Raw genomic sequence first — 16,478 nt, forward strand, 5'->3', positions numbered from 1 at the left:
GTCACTGCCTGACGGTGAAGTACTGCCAAGTGCCCCAGGTGCTGAGGTTGGTGTTGTCCCGGCTGCTGTGGACGTACTGCGCGGCCACCCGGTACTTGTTGTCGACGCCGTTGGTGAGGGTCATCTGCTGGCTGCCGGTACTGGTGGAGGTGAGCGCCGAGCAGGGCGAGGTGCTCTGTGTGTGCCAGGCGCCGCTGTAGTACCGCTGCACGCGGTAGAGGACGCACTGGCCGGCCTTGTTGGGCGAGACGGTGACGTCGAGCCGCTCCTTGGCGGTGCGGTGGTACACCCGGTAGAGGGTGCTTCCGTAGTGCGTGCTCGTGTAGTAGCCGGACAGCTTCTGCGCGACCCCCGCAGAGGAGTGCACGGCGTGGGCGGCGGTCTTCGGGGCGTACCGGTAGTCACCGGCGAACACCGCGCTGAACGTGGTGTTGCGGGCGAGCTTGTACGACGCCGCCAGATTGCCGTGGGAGTCCACCGCCCCGGACTTCACCAGGACCTTCGTGCCGCTGTACGGCTGGGCGTAGATCGACACCGTACGACTGTTGTAGGTCGTGCCGAGGTGCGCGGTGATCTTCGCGGACTGGCCGTACGTGTAGGTCGCGTGGTCCGTAGTGACGGTCAGGGACGTCGCGGCCCGGGATACCTGGACGGTGGCGGTGCCGCTGCCGGACTTGTGCGAGACGTCGCCGCCGTAGGACACCTTGTAGGTGTTGGCGCCGCCGATCTGCGGGGTGTCCGTGAACGTGAACGAACCGTCCGTGGCGACCTTGGCGTCGGCGAGTGCGACACCGGACGCGTGCGCGAGGTCGGTCTTCGTCACCTTGACGACCTGACCGGCGACGAAGGGCCCGCCGGAGAGCTTGCCGGGCACGGTCACCTTCTGGGCGCGGGTGGCCGTGGCCGGAGCCGTCAGCGTGACCGAGGCGGGCAGCTTGGCGAACTGGACGAGGCCGGTGGCGCTCGCCGCCTCGTGGGCCGCGTCCCCGGCGTAGGTGGCGGCGTAGGTGTACGTGCCTTCCGTCGACGGGGTGTCGGCGAACGTGAAGGTACCGTCCGCCGCGGTCGTCACATCGGGCAGTGCCGTTCCGTTCCTCGTGAGGTGGACCACCTGGCCCGCGCTCAGGGCCGAGGTCGAGGCCAGCGTGCCCTTGAGGGTCAGCGCCCGGCCCGGGACACCCGTGCCGGGGGCGGTGAGCTGGAGCGAGCTCGCCGCCTTCGGGTCCGGCGCCGGGAGCGCCGCCTCGCTGACGACCGGGCCGCTCACCGTCTGCACGTCGGCGCTGTCGCCGGTGGCACCGGAGAAGGCCAGCAGCGCGGTGGACGTCAGCGTCGGTGTCGCGTCCATCACCTGCGCCCCGTCGATCCAGACGTACAGATGGCCGGCGGCCACCTGGATGTCGACCTGGTGCGTGCCCTGGCGCAGGGAGGTGCCGAGTGTGACCACCGAAGGGTAGGCGATCACCGACGAGCCGGCCGAACTGCGGCCGACGCCCACGAAGTTCTGTGCCTTGAGCGTGTTGTTCCAGCCGGTGGCGAGCGCGATCACCGTGCCCGGCCGGCCCGCGATGCCGAGGCCGTCACCGGTCCCGCCCAGTGCCGAGACGGAGTTCTGGGCCGGGTCCAGGAGCGCGAGTGTCATGCCCTTCCCGCCGGTGCCGGGCCCGAACTTCGTGGTGAAGGTGGCCCGCAGACCGTCGGTGCGCAACGGCTCGGTGTACACCGCCGTGCCCGCCTGATTGCCGGTGGCCGGCGTCAACTGGACCCCGCCGCCGTCGGCCCGTATCGCCGAACCGTTGGTCTGCCACCGCCCGTCGTCGGTCGCGGTGGTCGTGACGGTGCCGGTACCGGTGCCCTTGACCGGGACGTACATGGCGCCCTGGCTGTTGCCGTCCGCGTCGGTCCCGGTGCCGGTGACCTCGTAGGAGGCGCTCAGATCCGCGGCCGAGCGCGGAGTGAACGTCACGCTCTGCACCGCGGTCTGCCCGGGACCGATGACCAGGCCCTCCGACAGTTGCACCGGGCTGTTGAAGTCACCCGTCGGCGCCTTGGCCTTGGTCACCGTCACCGGGATGTTGCCGGTGTTGGTGATGGTGAACGACAGTGACCTGGAGCTGCCGATCGGGACCTTGCCGAAGTCCAGCGAGTTCGTGGAGAACTCCAGGTGTCCCTGCCCGGTGATGGCCGTCGCGCTGATGGGGACGCTCAGCGCGTGCGTGGCGCCGCCGCTGCTGCTGCTGACCACGAGCGCGTCGCTGTCCTCCTGGTCGCCGGCCGGTGTGTAGGTGACCGAGACCACGAACGAGCCGCCAACCGGTACGACCGTCCCCGCGCTCGGCAGTCCCGAGGTGGAGAAGGCGCCACCGGGCGAGTCGACCGAGTCGATGGTCTCCGGCTCGGTACCGGTGTTGGTGATCTGGAGGTTCAGCGTCGAGGTGCTGCCGGTGGGCACTTCCCCGAAGTCCAGGGCGGCGGGTGCCGCCCCGAGTCCGGGCCTGGTGCCGACGCCGTGGAGGGCGAAGACCAGCTTCTGGCCGTCCGAGAGGTTCGCGGTCAGCGTGCCGTTGACGCCGCCGGTGGCGGTGGGGGTGAAGCCGATCGGTACGTCCAGTGTGGCGTCCGCCGCCAGCGCCGTGGGCTGCTCCGGGGTGGGTACGGCGGACGGGGCGACGGAGAACGCACCGGAGGCCTTGAGCCCGGTGATGCTGACGTCCTGCGTGGCGGTCAGCTTCATGTCGGCCGACGTGCTGCTGCCCACACCGACCTGGCCGAAGTCCAGCGAGGCCGCGGTCAGCGCCGTCCTGGCCGGGCTGCCGAAGCCGTAGAGCACACCGTCCCGGGTGCCGACGTACACCTTGCCGCGCTCGGCGGTCGGTGTGCCGAACTTCGTCGCGGTGCCGATCGGGGCCGACCACAGCAGTTGGAGACGGCCGTTGCCGTCGGGGGTGGGGCTGTAGGCGCGCAGGGTGCCGTCGGCCCCGGAGGCGTTGCTCGCGGAGGTCATCCACACCAGGGCGCTGGACTCGTCCGTGCCGTCGGAGGTGACCAGGGGAGAGCCGCTGGTGTAGCCGAAGGTGTCCTGGCTCTGGCCGGTGAGGGTGAGCGCGGGCGTACCGCCGTTGCGTACGCCGTACTTGAGCGCGCGCAGTGGGCCCTGGTTGCCGACGAGGTAGACATAGCCGCCGTCGCCGCCCCAGAACGCGGGGTGTCCCCACATGCCCTGGTAGGGGCCGGACTTGCTCACCGCGGCGTCGCTGCCCTGGGGGCCCTGGCCCATGCCGCCGAGGTTGTCGCGGTCGAGCAGGAACACCCGGCCGTCCTTGCCCTGCTGGATCAGCAGATGGGGGTGGTCCGCGGTGCCGAAGCCGTCCGGCAGCGCCATCGGGGCGCCCGAGGAGATGTCCTGGTCGTTCAGGTCCAGGGTGGAGGCGTCGCTGGGGCTGAAGAAGTCGGCGGTGCCGAGGGTGTGGTCCGCGCCCACCTGGAGGCGTACGACGGACTCGGCGAGGGTGCCCTGAACGGTCTTGCCGGGCCCGGGGGCCGGGCTGATGCCGTTGCCGGTGCTGAAGAAGATCCGGCCGGACCCGTCCGAGACCAGTCCGCCGCCGGACTGCCAGATGCCGGCGCCGCCCGTGCTGGCACCGGTCACCGAGGCCCACATCGACGTGATGCTGTGTCCGGTGGTGCTCACGCCGACCACATAGCCGCGGTACGGCCACGCGTCACAGTGGCCGCCGAAGCCCGCGTAGACGACGCCGTCCATCAACAGCAGGCCGGGGCGCTGCTGTTCGTAGTAGGCGTCGAACGCGTTGCCCGGGTCGTTGACGGGGCTGCCGGCGATGGTGACCGGCCATCCGGCGCGCTCGGCTCCGGAGGCCGGGTCCACCGCGTGCATCAGCCACTTCGGGTGGCGGTGCGTGGAGGTGCCGTCGTCGACCTTGGTGGTGAAGTACAGGGAGCCGGTGGCCGGGTCGTAGACGGGCGTCGCGGTCGCGCCCACGTTGGGCACCAGGTCGCCGCAGCCGATCGCGGAGGCCGGCCACGGAGGTCCGTAGTTCTTGCTCCACGCGATCGCACCGGTCGTGCGGTCGAGGCCGTACAGGGTGTTGCTCTCGGTGACCGCGATCACCTGGTCGCCCAGTACCAGCGGCTGGGCGTATATCTGCCCGTCCAGCTTGGTGGCGAAGAGCCGGCCGAAGGCGGACGACTGGACGACGGCCGGGGAGAGCCCTGCCTCGTCCTGGTCCCAGTTGGTGCGCAGGTTGTCGACGCCCTGCGTGGCCTGGTCGGCCTGGGCCGAGGAGGCCGCCAGGCTGATCGTCGTGCCGATCAGTGCCGTGGTGGCCAGGGCCACGACGGCGAGCAGCCATGTGCGCCGCCGACTGCGGTGACGGCCACCGCGTGCGGGCATGGAAAACCCGGGCAAATCGGGACCCTCCTCTGGCTATCCGCGCCCGGAGCGGTCACAGGTACGGCACAAACGTGAAGACTGAGTGGTTGTTCTTATCATCAGTTGACCTGTTTGCGCACCGGTGGGGAGTGCTTCGCGGCGGGATCGTCATCCGCCTTCGCCGGGGCATCGGGACAAGCTGCTGAAGCGGCTGCCGGGGCGGGAGGCCCCGGCGGGGTTCAGTGCGCAGTGCACTGCGACAGGCACCGGGGGCCGGACCGGCCGGGCAGGATCCTGGCCGCCGACGTACGGGACTCGGCCGTCCATGCCGTACGGCCGGGCGGGCTGACGCTCGGGGAAGTCGGCCAGTGGGTGGACGAGGTGTCGGCGGCACGGAACAGGCGGTCGTTGCCGGGGGCGGGCTGCTGCTGAACGGCTGCCCCCGGCGGGGAGCCGTTCCGTCAGCCGGTGCCCACGAGGGTCCCCTTCACGAACTTCGTGTTGCCGGTGCCGTCCCGCCAGGGGGTCGTAACTCCTTGCAGATGGCCTGAGTTGACCACCACGTAGGCCGAGTTGTCGGCCCGTACGCCGTACTGGGGACTCGCCACCCCCGTTCCGTCGTCGTCCTTGCCCGTGAGGACGACCAGGCCGTCCGCCAGCACCTTGCACTGGGAGTCGGCGACGCCCAGTCCGGCGTACCCGCCGCCACCGGCACCGTTGTTCTTGCCGTCCCGGGTGAGGTTCGTGGCCGACAGCATGAGGACTCCGGTGGTGTCCGTCGCGTGGACGTACATGCCGTGCCAGCCGTTCCGGTCGGTGGAACAGGCGACCATCTTGATCACTCCGGGCACGGACTCGATGTCGAACCCGTGCAGCTTGGACCACTCCGCTCGGCAGCTTGTGAAGGAGGAGTTGCCCGCGCCGGACATCCACCAGCCGCAGCCTCCGACACCCAGGACGTACACGTCGTGGAAGACGGAGTCGGTGGAGTTGTTCAGCACGATGCCGTGGGAGCCGGTCCACAGGACGGAGACGCGGTCGTAGTGCAGGCAGAACGGTGCCTGGGGACCGCCCGTGGCGTTGAAGTTGTACCAGGTGTTGATCCCGATGCCGGTGACGGCGCGGACGTGCACGTCCCGGAGCTGAAGGTGCTGGATCTGCCCGGTCGCGCGGATGCCGTCGATCTCCGCTCCGCCGCGGGGCAGGTCGGAGCCGTCGACGGACAGGGAGAAGATCCGCTGCGCGTCGGCCTGGATGGAATAGCCCCCCAGCTGCTGGTCCAGGATCTCGACCACGGCGTTTCCCGTGAACGACGGGAGGGGGCGGATGCTCACCACCGGGTTCCGGGCGTTGGGCTGGGCCTCACCGCCGGCATGCGAGCCCTGCAGGGTCACGTACGGGCCGATGCGCAGGGGAGCGCTCGTCCGGTACACCCCGGCCGGCAGGACGGTGACGTTCCCCGGCTGACAGGCGTTCAGCGCCGCCTGGAGCGCCGCGGTGTCGTCGGTGGTGCCGTCTCCCTTGGCGCCGTGGTCCTTGACGTTCACCCATCCCGCGTCCGCCGCCACGGCGGCGGCGTCGCCGGCGGAGACCGATGTGGCGGACAGGGCGATACCGCCGACCGCGACGGCCGATCTGAGGACGGAACGTCGGGAGTTCGAACCTGTCATGGTGTGCCCCCCTGGGCTGCTCGAAGATCGGCAGCCAGTATCCACGCCCTGGTGGATGTGACAAGAAGCGCACAACCGAAGCCATCTGCCCGGTCCGTCCAGATGGGAAACCTGTTGGTTACGCCACGCTTCAACAAAAATAAGGGGCATAAGTAGCGTAGCGGGCTTATGCCTTCACATGGCTCTTACGCCATTCACATCCCTCGGATAACCTTCCGCATCTAGCCCCTTTGTTCGAAAGGGGCTGTTTGGGGTGGGGAACACATCGGGCTTATGGCCCGGAGGGTAGGCATGTCATCCATTGACTCTGCCCGCATGTCCGGAGCGACCGGTGCCGGGGGGCACCGATCCACGCGGCGTGGAGGAAAGCGTGGCGCCGAGCAGGCGCCGATGGGGCTTCTGCCCGCGCCGCCCTCGCATGCGGAGAAGTATTCGTACGTCAAGAGGCGCCTGTGGGTGCTGACGCTCGCCTCGATCGTCAGCTTCGGCTGCCTGACCGTCAGTCAGGTGGCGCTGGTCAAGGCCAGTCCGCTGATGTGGATCTTCGCGCCACCGGTGTTCTTCACGGTCGTCTATTACCTCGTGTCGCTGAAGGTGAACGGCTTCACGCGCGACTTCGACTTCGAGTACCACCAACGGCTCGTGCGCGGCTGGCGGCCCCCGGTCTATCCCAGCGTCGACGTCTTCCTGCCCGTGTGCGGAGAGCCCATCGAGGTGCTGCACAACACCTGGACCCATGTGCGGCAACTGGCCGACCGGTATCCGGGCGTGTGCGTGCCCTTCGTCCTCGACGACGGCGCGAGTCCGGAACTCGCCGCCATGGCCCGGGACTTCGGCTTCCGCTACGGCACCCGGGAGAACCGTGGCTGGTTCAAGAAGGCCGGCAATCTGCACTTCGGGTTCGGGCAGTCCGACGGCAAGTACGTCCTGATCCTCGACGCCGACTTCACACCGCGCTCCGACCTCCTGGAGGAGCTGCTGCCGTACATGGAGACCGACGAGCGCATCGGGATCGTGCAGTCCCCGCAGTACTTCCGGGTGCTGGACTCGCAGAACTGGATCGAGCGCGGGGCCGGTGCCGTACAGGAGCTGTTCTACCGCTCCGTGCAGGTGTCCCGGCAGAACAGCGACGGCGCCATCTGTGTCGGCTCCTGCGCCATCTACCGGCGGGCCGCGCTGGAGACCAACGGCGGTACGACCCTCATCGAGCACTCCGAGGACGTGCACACCGGTTTCGACCTGCGCGGGCTCGGCTGGGACCTGAAGTACGTGCCGGTCGCGCTGTCCACGGGGGTGTGCCCGGACACCGCCGGGGCCTTCTTCAACCAGCAGTACCGCTGGTGCTCGGGATCGATGTCGCTGCTCGCCAGCAAGAAGTTCTGGGACGCGCCGATACGTTTCTCCAGTCGGCTCTGCTACATGTCCGGCTTCTTCTACTACATCCACACGGCGCTGTTCACCTTCTTCGCCCCGCTCGTGCCCGTCATGCTGCTGCTCACCAGCCCCGAGATGCTCCAGGTCAAGCACCTGGTCTGGGTGCTGCCCAGCATCGCCTACACCACCCTCGTCTTCCCGATGTGGCACAAGGCGCCGTACCGGCTGGAGGCCTGGTCGGCACGGATGATGTACGGCTGGGCGCATGTCTTCGCCATCTGGGACATCCTGCGCAAGCAGCGCATGGGCTGGCAGCCGACCGGCTCCAAGGGCGCGAAGAAGAACAAGACCCGCCGCTTCTGGCTGGGCATGTGGATCTGGAGCGGCGGCACGGCCGTGGTCTGGGTGGGGGCGGCCGTGTACCGCCTGTTCACCGGCTACCCGCCGGACTTCGCTCTGGTCCTGTCCTCCGGGCTGTTCTACGCGCTGGTCGTCGCGCGGGCGCTCATCCAGCCGAAGGAGCACCACTCAGCGGGTGAGCCCGAATGATCCGTAGGACCGTTCTCCCGCTCTGCGTGGCGCTGATGTCCCTGGCGGGGGTCTCCGGCTGTGGTGTGCTCGGAGGTGACGACGACCCCGCCGCCCGGGCCGCGAAGGAACCGTCCGCGGGCTCTTCCGCCAAGCCGCCCGGGGCGGAGCCGCCGTACGACGTGAAGCCGCTGCTGCACCCGGACAAGGAGTACTTCGGGGTGGCCCTGGACGGTGCCCCCAGCTCCCTGAAGCCGGTGGACACCTTCGCGAGGACCGTCGGCAAGAAGCCGAACATGGTCGGCTCCTATTCGTCGTGGGGTGACGGCTTCAACTCCGAGGGCGCCCAGAACGTCTTCGGCGACGGCGGCCTGATGTACGTGTCGTGGGAGCCGTTCAAGCCCGGCCTCGGCAAGATCGCCGACGGCTCGCAGGACGCGTACATCAAGAAGTACGCGGACAGTGTGCGCAAGACGAACGTGCCCGTGGCGATCAGCTTCGGGCACGAGATGAACGGCCACTGGTATCCGTGGGGTACCAAGGACACCACCCCTGAGACCTTCGTGAAGGCGTGGCGGCACATTCACGACGTCTTCCAGGAGGTCGGCGCCACGAACGTGGTCTGGGTGTGGAGCCCGAACGTCATCAACCCGGTGCGTTCCGTGAAGCTGAAGCCCTACTGGCCCGGTGACGCCTACGTCGACTGGGTCGGCGTCGTCGGCTACTGGACGCAGACCGGCGCCCACACCTTCGACACCCTGTACGGCCCGACGCGCCGCCAGATCGACGCGTTCACCGACAAGCCGGTGCTGATCAGCGAGACCTCGTCGGAGCCCGGGGAGCGGCGGCGTGCCGATGTGCGCGACCTGCTCGCGGGTGTGAAGGGTGACAAGGACGTCATCGGCTTCCTGTGGTTCAACATCCCCAAGCGGGCCGACTGGCGCATCCAGAGCAGCCCCCTCGCGCTGGCCGAGTTCAAGCGCCTCATCGCGGACGACGACTTCGGATTCGAGGTGCCGCGTTCATGACGACGCAGCAGCAGGACGGCGGCTGGTCGGAGCCCGGCCCGCACCAGGACGACTGGCAGCAGCACTACCCGCCCCACACCGACCAGCATCAACAGGGCTACGGCGACCGGCAGGCCTACGAACAGCAGCAGACCTACGGTGATCAGCAGGCGTACGGCCATCAGCAGCCCTATGCCGGGCAGCAGTACATCCCGCAGCAGCCGGGTCCCGCGCAGCAGTACTACGCGCGTCCCTACACGGGTGAATCCGACGTCGAGTACTACGTCCCGGAGTACACCGTCGTCGAACCCGAGTCGGAGCCCGAGCCGGGCTATGTGCTCCCCGAGGTCCCGGTGTCGGCCTGGTCGGTCGACAACAGCCGCTCGGCATGGATCAGCCGAGGCGTCCTGGTCCTGATCCTGCTCGTCCAGGCAGGGCTGTCCTTCCGGCTCGACGGCAGCGCCTTCCCTCAAGAGGCGAAGTTCCTGATGTCCGGCGGCGAACTGTCGGGGCTGGTCTCCCAGCTCGGCCTCGCCGGGGCCCGGGCGCTGAGCCTGGCATGGGCGCTCGGAGCCACGGCGCTGCTGTTCGGCGCCACCCGGCTGCTGTTCAACGCGCGGGCCGGTCTCGCGGCCGCCGCCATGTACTCCGTGCTGGAGTCGACCGCCTTCACCGGCCGGTACGCCTCCCTGCACTCCCTGTCGCTGTTCCTCCTCGCCGCCGCCCTGTGGCTGCTGGCCCGGACCCGGCAGGCGAGCCCCGTAGCCGTGCTGCTCGCGGCGCCGTTCGCGGCCCTCGCGCCGTTCGCCGCGTATGCGGCCGCCCTGTACCTGCCCACGCTGACCGTGCTCGCCGTGCTGACCGCCTACCGGTTCCGTGGCGCGGGCGCCTTCGGGCGGGGCGCGCTGTTCGCGACGGCCACCGGCGCACTGTGCTTCGCCGGAGTCCAGCTCGCCGGCACGCCGGGCGGTTGGAACGTCCACAGCACCGACAGCGCCCTCCACCTGCTGAGGGAAAGCGTCCAGTGGGGCGGAGTCGTCCTGCTCGTCGCCGTGATCGGTGCCGTCGGCTTCATCCGGCGGGCCCGGATGGGCGAGATGCCGTGGGCCGAGGGCACCGCACCCGGTGCGATCCGACGCTCCCTGCTCGGCCTGACCATGTGTGCCACCGCTCTGCTCGCCCCGCTCTACCAGGCCTGGCTGGGCAACGGCAGCTCGCTGTACATCCACGTCGGCTTCGGGCTGCTGTTCGCGGTGCCGATGGCGGGCCTCGGCGTCTCGCGGATGATGGGTGCCCACTTCCGGTACCCGCAGATCGGCATCATGATCTACGTCGCCGCCCTGGTCATCGGCATGGCGCAGACCCGTGAGCTGTACCGGCCGCCGGACTCGGCCGCCATGATCGGTGCCCTGCGCGAGGTCGTGGACACCATGGGCGAGTACCTGACGGACGACCCGGAGATCTCCGCCTACTACCTGCGGGCGCACACCGAGCCCGCCCAGTGGCACCAGGCCGAGAGCGGCCCGGCCCTGGCAGCCGCCGTGAAGAAGGGCTCCTACGACGCGATCGTGCTGCGGACCGACTCCGTTCCCGAGGCGCTGCGCGGCAACGCCGACTACCGGCTGCTGGCCCTGCTGCGGCCCTCCGACAAGGACGGCGGACAGGAGCCGTACCGGATCTGGGTGAAGCGATGACGGCGTACACACCACCGGTCGACGAAACGGCCGCCCAGGAAGCCGAGGACGGCACCTCCTCCGATCACCGCCGGTCCGCCGACGGTGTCGGCAGGGGCTCGGCGTGGCTCGCCTTCCTGCTGCCGGCGCTGGTCGCGGCCGCCTGCGTTCTGCCGGGGCTCGGCGGGCGCCAGCTGTGGCGCGACGAGCACGCCACCTGGTGGGCGTCCACGATCTCGTGGCACGACCTCGGACGGCTGATCGGCAGCATCGACGTCGTGATCGCGCCGTACTACGCGGCGATGCATCTGTGGGTCGACGTCGCCGGGGACTCGGCGGCCATGCTGCGGCTGCCGGAGGCGCTCGCCATGGCGGTCTCGGCCGGTCTGGTCGGGTTGCTGGGACGCCGGATGTTCGCGGTGCGCACCGGTGCGCTGGCCGGGCTGCTGTTCGCGGTGGTGCCGATGATCACCCGCTACGGTCAGGAAGCCCGGCCGTACGCCTTCGCGACGATGTTCGCGCTGCTGGCCACCCTGTGGCTGATCCGGGCGCTGGACAAGCCGAGTCTGCGCAACTGGACGCTGTACGGGCTGGCCATCGCGGCCACGGGCTTCAGTCACCTGGTGGCGATGGCGGTGCTCGCCGGGCATGTGTGGCTGGTCTTCCTGGCCAGGAAGCGGGGCGACCGCATCGCCCACTACGCCTTCGCCGGCGCGGCCATGCTGGGGCTGTCCATCACCTTCCCGATGGTGGCGCAGGGCACCGGGCAGAGCGGGCAGATCGCCTGGAACGTCACCACGACCAAGGACCTGACCCAGTTCCCGGACACTCTGTTCGGGTCGTGGATCACCGGCGGAGCGGTGATGGCCCTCGGAGTCGTCGGTCTCATGGTGGCAGGGCGGTACTCGGTGCTGCTCGCCGCCTGGGCCGTACTGCCGCCGGTCCTCACCTTCGTGACCGCCGACCAGCTGCACCTCTTCCTGCCGCGGTATCTGCTGTTCACCATCCCGGCCTGGACGCTTCTGGTGGCCGCCGCGCTCACCCGGCTCGTCGGCAGACTCGATCCCGAGGCCCGCCGGGGGACCGGCGCGCAGGTGCTGAGCGGGCTGCTGGTCGCGGTCGTGGCGGCCGGGTACGCCTTCGTGGCGTGGCCGGCGATCGGCGACGCCAAGAAGGACCTGCCGATGGAACCGGACTTCCGGGGCGCGGCGAACGTCGTCGCGGCGGGCGAGAGGTCCGGCGACGGAATGATCTTCAACGGCGGGATGTCGGAGCGCCGGGCCATGGCGTACGAGCTGCGGGACCGCAAGGCTCCGGAGGACGTGCTCATGGAGTACACCCCGCAGGAGAACGGGTCGTACGGCGCCACCGAGTGCCGTAAGCCGGCGAGTTGTCTCAAGGGCACCGACCGCCTCTGGCTGATCTCCACGGTCAGCGACGGGCGTCCGCCGCTCACCGGCATGAACGCGAAGACCGCGGCAACGATCGAGAAGTCCTTCAAGGCCGGTCGCACGGTGAGGCTGAACCACGTCGTGGTGCAGGTTCTCGAGCGCAAGTAGCGACCGACACGGAGTTGTGAAGGAGGCCGCTGGATGCGGCTCACAGTCATCGGCACCGGCTATCTCGGTGCCACCCACGCCGCCTGCATGGCGGAGCTCGGACACGAGGTGCTCGGGGTCGACGTGGACCCCGACAAGGTCGCCGCGCTGCAAGGCGGACACGTGCCGTTCCACGAGCCCGGGCTGCCCGAGCTGATCCGGAAACACACGGCGAGCGGACGGCTCCGTTTCACCACCGACTACGCGGAGGCAGGGGACTTCGCCGAGGTGCACTTCGTGTGCGTCGGCACCCCGCAGCGCAAGGGGTCCGAGGGCGCCGACCTGACCTATGTCGATGCCGCGTTCACGGCGATCGCGGAGCATGCCGCCGAGGGCTCCCTGCTGGTCGGCAAATCGACCGTGCCGGTGGGCACGGCCGAGCGGCTGGCCGCCCGCTTCGAGGGGACCGAGATCGCCTGGAACCCGGAATTCCTGCGGGAGGGCTTCGCCGTCGCGGACACCTTGCGGCCGGACCGGCTGGTGTTCGGCGTGCGGTCTTCCCATGCGGAAAGAGTCCTCCGCGAGGTGTACGCCCCCGTCCTCGATGCGGGCACGCCCGTTGTCACCGCTGACTTCCCGACCGCCGAACTGGTGAAGACGGCCGCCAACGCCTTCCTCGCCACCAAGATCTCCTTCATCAACGCGATGGCCGAGATCTGCGAGGCCGCGGGCGGCGACGTCGGCGTGCTCTCCGAGGCGATCGGGTACGACGACCGGATCGGGAAGAAGTTCCTGCGCGCCGGTGTCGGCTTCGGCGGCGGCTGTCTGCCCAAGGACATCCGCGCCTTCGCGCACCGCGCCGACGAACTCGGGGTCTCGCTGGCGTTCCTGCGCGAGGTCGACGCGATCAACATGCGCCGTCGCGACAAGGTCGTCGCCCTGGCGCGGGAGCTGTGCGGCGGATCGGTGCTGGGCGCCCGTATCGCCGTACTCGGAGCGGCCTTCAAGCCCGACTCCGACGACATCCGTGACTCGCCGGCGCTCAATGTGGCCGCCCGGCTGCGCCTCGACGGCGCCGACGTCACGGTCTACGACCCCGAGGCGCTGGACAACGCCCGCAAGGCGTACCCGCTTCTCGGTTACGCACTGTCGGCCGAGGAAGCCCTGCGGGGAGCCGACCTCGTGCTGCATCTGACCGAGTGGCCGCAGTTCCGGGAGATCGACCCGGAGCGGGCCGCGCGACTGGTGGCCCGCCCACGGATCGTGGACGGCCGGGGGGCGCTCGACGGGGAGCGCTGGGCCGCGGCGGGCTGGCACTTCCGGGCGCTGGGCAGACCCGCGCCCGCTGGGGAGAGGCCCCTGAGGGGTCTCTTGGGAGGGAAGAGAACGACATGACGAGCCTCGACAGATATCCGGATGTACCGGTTACCGTCGTGATGCCCACCTACAACGAGGCGCCGAACCTGCCCCGCATGGCGGAGCTGGTCCTCGGCCTGCCGATCGACGGGCTGCATCTGAAGATCGTCGACGACTCCAGCCCGGACGGCACCGGGCGGATCGCCGAGGAGCTCGCTGAGAAGTACAACTCGGACGGGCGGCGCCGGATGAGCGTGCTGCACCGGACCGAGAAGGACGGACTCGGGCGGGCGTACGTCGCGGGCATGAGCGCCGCGCTCGCCGAGGGGGCGGAGTACGTCGTCCAGATGGACGCCGACGGCAGCCACCCGGTGGAAGCGGTCCCCCGCATGCTCGGTACGGCTGTGACGTCCGGGGTCGGCCTGGTCGTCGGCAGCCGGTACGTGGAGGGCGGCTCGCTGGACGAGGAGTGGGGCAGGCACCGCGTCCTGCTGTCCCGCTTCGCCAACCGGTACGCCCGGACCGTGCTCGGCACCAAGATCCGGGACATCACCGCCGGCTTCAACCTGTGGTCGGCGGCCACCCTGCGGGACATCGACCTCTCGACTCTGGACAGTGCCGGGTACAGCTTCCAGGTCGAGCTGAAGTTCAAGGCCGTCCGGGCCGGGCACAGCGCCGTGGAGATCCCGATCCGCTTCGAGGAGCGCACCGAGGGCGTCTCCAAGATGAACCTCTCGACCCAGATCGAGTCGGCACTGATGCCGGTGCGGCTGCGACTGCGCAACCGACGGGGATGAGCGCGGCGGTGAGCAGCGGACGTCACGCGCTTCCCTCCCGGTGGGGGAGGCTGTACCGCGAGATCGCGAAGTTCGGCATGGTGGGGGCGTCGGGCTTCGTCGTCAACCTCGTGGTCTTCAACCTCATCAGGACCGGCACGGACTGGCAGACCGTCCGGGCGAGCGTCCTGGCCACGGTCGTCGCGATCCTGAGCAACTACCTGGGGCTGCGGTACTTCGCGTACCGCAAACGGGCTCAGGAGGACCGCAACAGCCGCAGGAAGGAGCTCACCCTCTTCCTGTTGTTCAGCGCGATCGGACTGGTCATCGAGAACTCGGTTCTCTATGCCACGACCTACGGCTTCGGCTGGGACGGCACGCTCGCCACCAACGTCAGCAAGTTCGTCGGGATCGGTGTGGCGACGCTCTTCCGCTTCTGGTCCTACCGCACCTGGGTCTTCAGGACGGCCGGGAGCGGGCGGACGGCCGGCAGCCTGCCGGAACCCGTCCTGCCGTATCCCGAGCCCGTCCTGAGCGGCTCCTGGGAGCGGACCTGACCGAACCGGACCCGGCGCGCCCCGGCGCGCCGGGTCACTCGCCCGCGGCCGTGGAGGCCTGTGCCTCGCCGCGGCGGTGGATCTGGCGGAAGGTGAACTCGGCCAGGTTGTCGCCGATGCCGAAGACCGCCGTGTCCTTCTCCGTGACGTTCTTGCCGCTCGCGAAGCCGGCGATGGTGAAGTAGGCGTAGCGGCCGTAGGAGTTCGAGGTCGTGCGGCAGATCGCGGAGTTGCAGAAGGCCTTGACCGCGCCGCCGGACAGCGACTTGACGATGTCCTTCTTGGTGTTGACCTGGCTCTTGGCCTTCGTCGCCCGGGCCTCGGTGTCGAAGACGGCCACGCCGACCGTCACCGAGACGCCGTCCTTGGTGTAGCTGACGCGCATGAACTGGGTGCAGCCGTTGGCGTCGAGGATCTTGCCGAGGCTGGCCTGGACGCCGTCGGCCGCGGCGCAGTTCTTCGTGTCGGAGGTCGTGCCCTTCTTGTACACGGTCGAGCCCATGGTCAGCTGGGTGCCCGGGAAGAGGATCTTCGCGCTGAGCGGGGCCGTGTCCTTGGCCTTGCTGGCGATGAAGTCCTTCGGGTCCAGCGGCGGCGGGGCGCTGGTCGGCGCGAACGACGGGGCGGTCCCGGTGGCGCTGGGGATCGCGGCGGCCGACAGCGAGGACGCCGGCTTGTCCGCCTGGTCGTCGCCGTTCGCCGATACGACGGCCATCGCCACGGCGGTGCCTATCGCGACCGTGGCGAGCGCGCCGCCGACGATGAAGAACAGCCGGCGCCGTCTGTTGCGGATCTCGGAGGCCTCGGCGAGCGCGGCCCAGTCCGGAGTCTCGCCCCCGTCGCTGCCCCACGGCTGCTGCGACTGCGGTTTCCAGGGGTCCCACTGGGACGGGGGTCCCCCCTGCTGCCCAAAGCTCATGGGGCGCATCTTAGACGGGGGACGGGAGGTGCTGCGGGGCCTGTGGACACGGGCCCGGGGACCTTTCCGGCAGGGGTGCACATCTCGGTCCCCGAGATGCTGTGACGCCTGTCGCGGCGGACTCGTTTTGACCCGTCCGGGGCAGCGCGGGTAACCTTGCGGTTTGTTATGCGTATCGGCTTGGTCGTTCTCAGACGAGAGGCCCTTACGTAGGTTCCCTGGAGCAGTTACCAGTGGGCGGCATACGGGCAGTGTCCCCGGCCATTGTCGTCCCCAGCTGCACGATCGCTTCAGTGATGCCATGTGTCAGCACCCATCCACTGAAGAAGAAGGCTGCGAAGTGCGTACGTACAGCCCCAAGCCCGGCGATGTGACTCGCCAGTGGCACGTCATTGACGCTCAGGACGTCGTCCTGGGCCGTCTGGCCACCACCGCTGCGAATCTCCTCCGTGGCAAGCACAAGCCGACCTATGCCCCGCACATGGACATGGGCGACTTCGTCATCATCATCAACGCCGACAAGGTTCACCTGTCCGGCAACAAGAAGACCCAGAAGCTGGCGTACCGCCACTCCGGTTACCCGGGTGGTCTGCGCTCCGTCCGCTACGACGAGCTGCTGGCGAAGAACCCCGAGAAGGCCGTCGAGAAGGCCATCAAGGGCATGATCCCCAAGAACTCCCTGGGCCGTCG

The 16,478-nt window shown here is 69.4% G+C and carries 11 protein-coding genes and 1 pseudogene; 9 read left to right on the forward strand and 3 right to left on the reverse strand.

What is annotated here, in order from left to right; genetic code table 11:
• Position 1: 1 nt before the first annotated feature.
• Complete coding sequence (locus ACFVYN_RS26845) at positions 2 to 4,411, reverse strand: choice-of-anchor D domain-containing protein (RefSeq protein WP_390002580.1); 4,410 nt, start codon at positions 4,409 to 4,411, stop codon at positions 2 to 4.
• A 237-nt stretch (positions 4,412 to 4,648) separates the two neighbouring features.
• On the opposite strand from ACFVYN_RS26845, the pseudogene ACFVYN_RS26850 reads away from it, so the two are divergent.
• A pseudogene (locus ACFVYN_RS26850) lies at positions 4,649 to 4,822 on the forward strand (tRNA pseudouridine(38-40) synthase TruA); the annotation flags it as partial.
• A 29-nt stretch (positions 4,823 to 4,851) separates the two neighbouring features.
• Here ACFVYN_RS26850 and ACFVYN_RS26855 read toward each other — a convergent pair.
• Positions 4,852 to 6,060, reverse strand: a complete 1,209-nt coding sequence (locus tag ACFVYN_RS26855) for a glycosyl hydrolase family 28-related protein (protein WP_390002581.1) — start codon at positions 6,058 to 6,060, stop codon at positions 4,852 to 4,854.
• Positions 6,061 to 6,450: 390 nt separating this feature from the next.
• Between ACFVYN_RS26855 and ACFVYN_RS26860 the strand changes: the two genes are divergently transcribed.
• Genes ACFVYN_RS26860 through ACFVYN_RS26890 form a run of 7 tightly spaced genes read left to right on the forward strand, consistent with a single transcriptional unit; the run spans position 6,451 to position 14,869 of the window.
• On the forward strand, positions 6,451 to 7,983 hold the full coding sequence (locus ACFVYN_RS26860) for a glycosyltransferase family 2 protein (RefSeq protein WP_390002584.1): 1,533 nt from the start codon (positions 6,451 to 6,453) through the stop codon (positions 7,981 to 7,983).
• Positions 7,980 to 8,990, forward strand: coding sequence for a glycoside hydrolase family 26 protein (locus tag ACFVYN_RS26865; RefSeq protein ID WP_390002587.1), 1,011 nt, complete (start codon positions 7,980 to 7,982; stop codon positions 8,988 to 8,990). The genes ACFVYN_RS26860 and ACFVYN_RS26865 overlap by 4 nt, the downstream gene beginning before the upstream one ends.
• Positions 8,987 to 10,663, forward strand: coding sequence for a hypothetical protein (locus ACFVYN_RS26870; protein ID WP_390002589.1), 1,677 nt, complete (start codon positions 8,987 to 8,989; stop codon positions 10,661 to 10,663). Before ACFVYN_RS26865 ends, ACFVYN_RS26870 begins: the two co-directional genes overlap by 4 nt.
• The gene (locus ACFVYN_RS26875; RefSeq protein ID WP_390002591.1) at positions 10,660 to 12,201 is read left to right on the forward strand and encodes a glycosyltransferase family 39 protein; all 1,542 of its coding nucleotides are present in this window, start codon (positions 10,660 to 10,662) and stop codon (positions 12,199 to 12,201) included. The genes ACFVYN_RS26870 and ACFVYN_RS26875 overlap by 4 nt, the downstream gene beginning before the upstream one ends.
• Before the next feature lie 33 nt (positions 12,202 to 12,234).
• Complete coding sequence (locus ACFVYN_RS26880) at positions 12,235 to 13,575, forward strand: UDP-glucose dehydrogenase family protein (protein ID WP_390002593.1); 1,341 nt, start codon at positions 12,235 to 12,237, stop codon at positions 13,573 to 13,575.
• Entirely contained in the window at positions 13,572 to 14,333 is a 762-nt protein-coding gene (locus ACFVYN_RS26885; RefSeq protein WP_390002596.1) for a polyprenol monophosphomannose synthase, read from the forward strand. Before ACFVYN_RS26880 ends, ACFVYN_RS26885 begins: the two co-directional genes overlap by 4 nt.
• Positions 14,330 to 14,869, forward strand: a complete 540-nt coding sequence (locus ACFVYN_RS26890) for a GtrA family protein (protein WP_390002598.1) — start codon at positions 14,330 to 14,332, stop codon at positions 14,867 to 14,869. The genes ACFVYN_RS26885 and ACFVYN_RS26890 overlap by 4 nt, the downstream gene beginning before the upstream one ends.
• 34 nt (positions 14,870 to 14,903) lie before the next feature.
• Here ACFVYN_RS26890 and ACFVYN_RS26895 read toward each other — a convergent pair whose 3' ends face one another.
• The gene (locus tag ACFVYN_RS26895; RefSeq protein ID WP_390002600.1) at positions 14,904 to 15,788 is read right to left on the reverse strand and encodes a hypothetical protein; all 885 of its coding nucleotides are present in this window, start codon (positions 15,786 to 15,788) and stop codon (positions 14,904 to 14,906) included.
• A gap of 340 nt (positions 15,789 to 16,128) precedes the next feature.
• On the opposite strand from ACFVYN_RS26895, the gene rplM reads away from it, so the two are divergent.
• Positions 16,129 to 16,478: 50S ribosomal protein L13 (gene rplM, locus ACFVYN_RS26900; RefSeq protein WP_390002601.1), on the forward strand; the 350-nt coding region annotated here is incomplete at its 3' end.

This window comes from Streptomyces sp. NPDC058307 (assembly GCF_042880295.1).
Classification (GTDB): Bacteria; Actinomycetota; Actinomycetes; order Streptomycetales; family Streptomycetaceae; genus Streptomyces.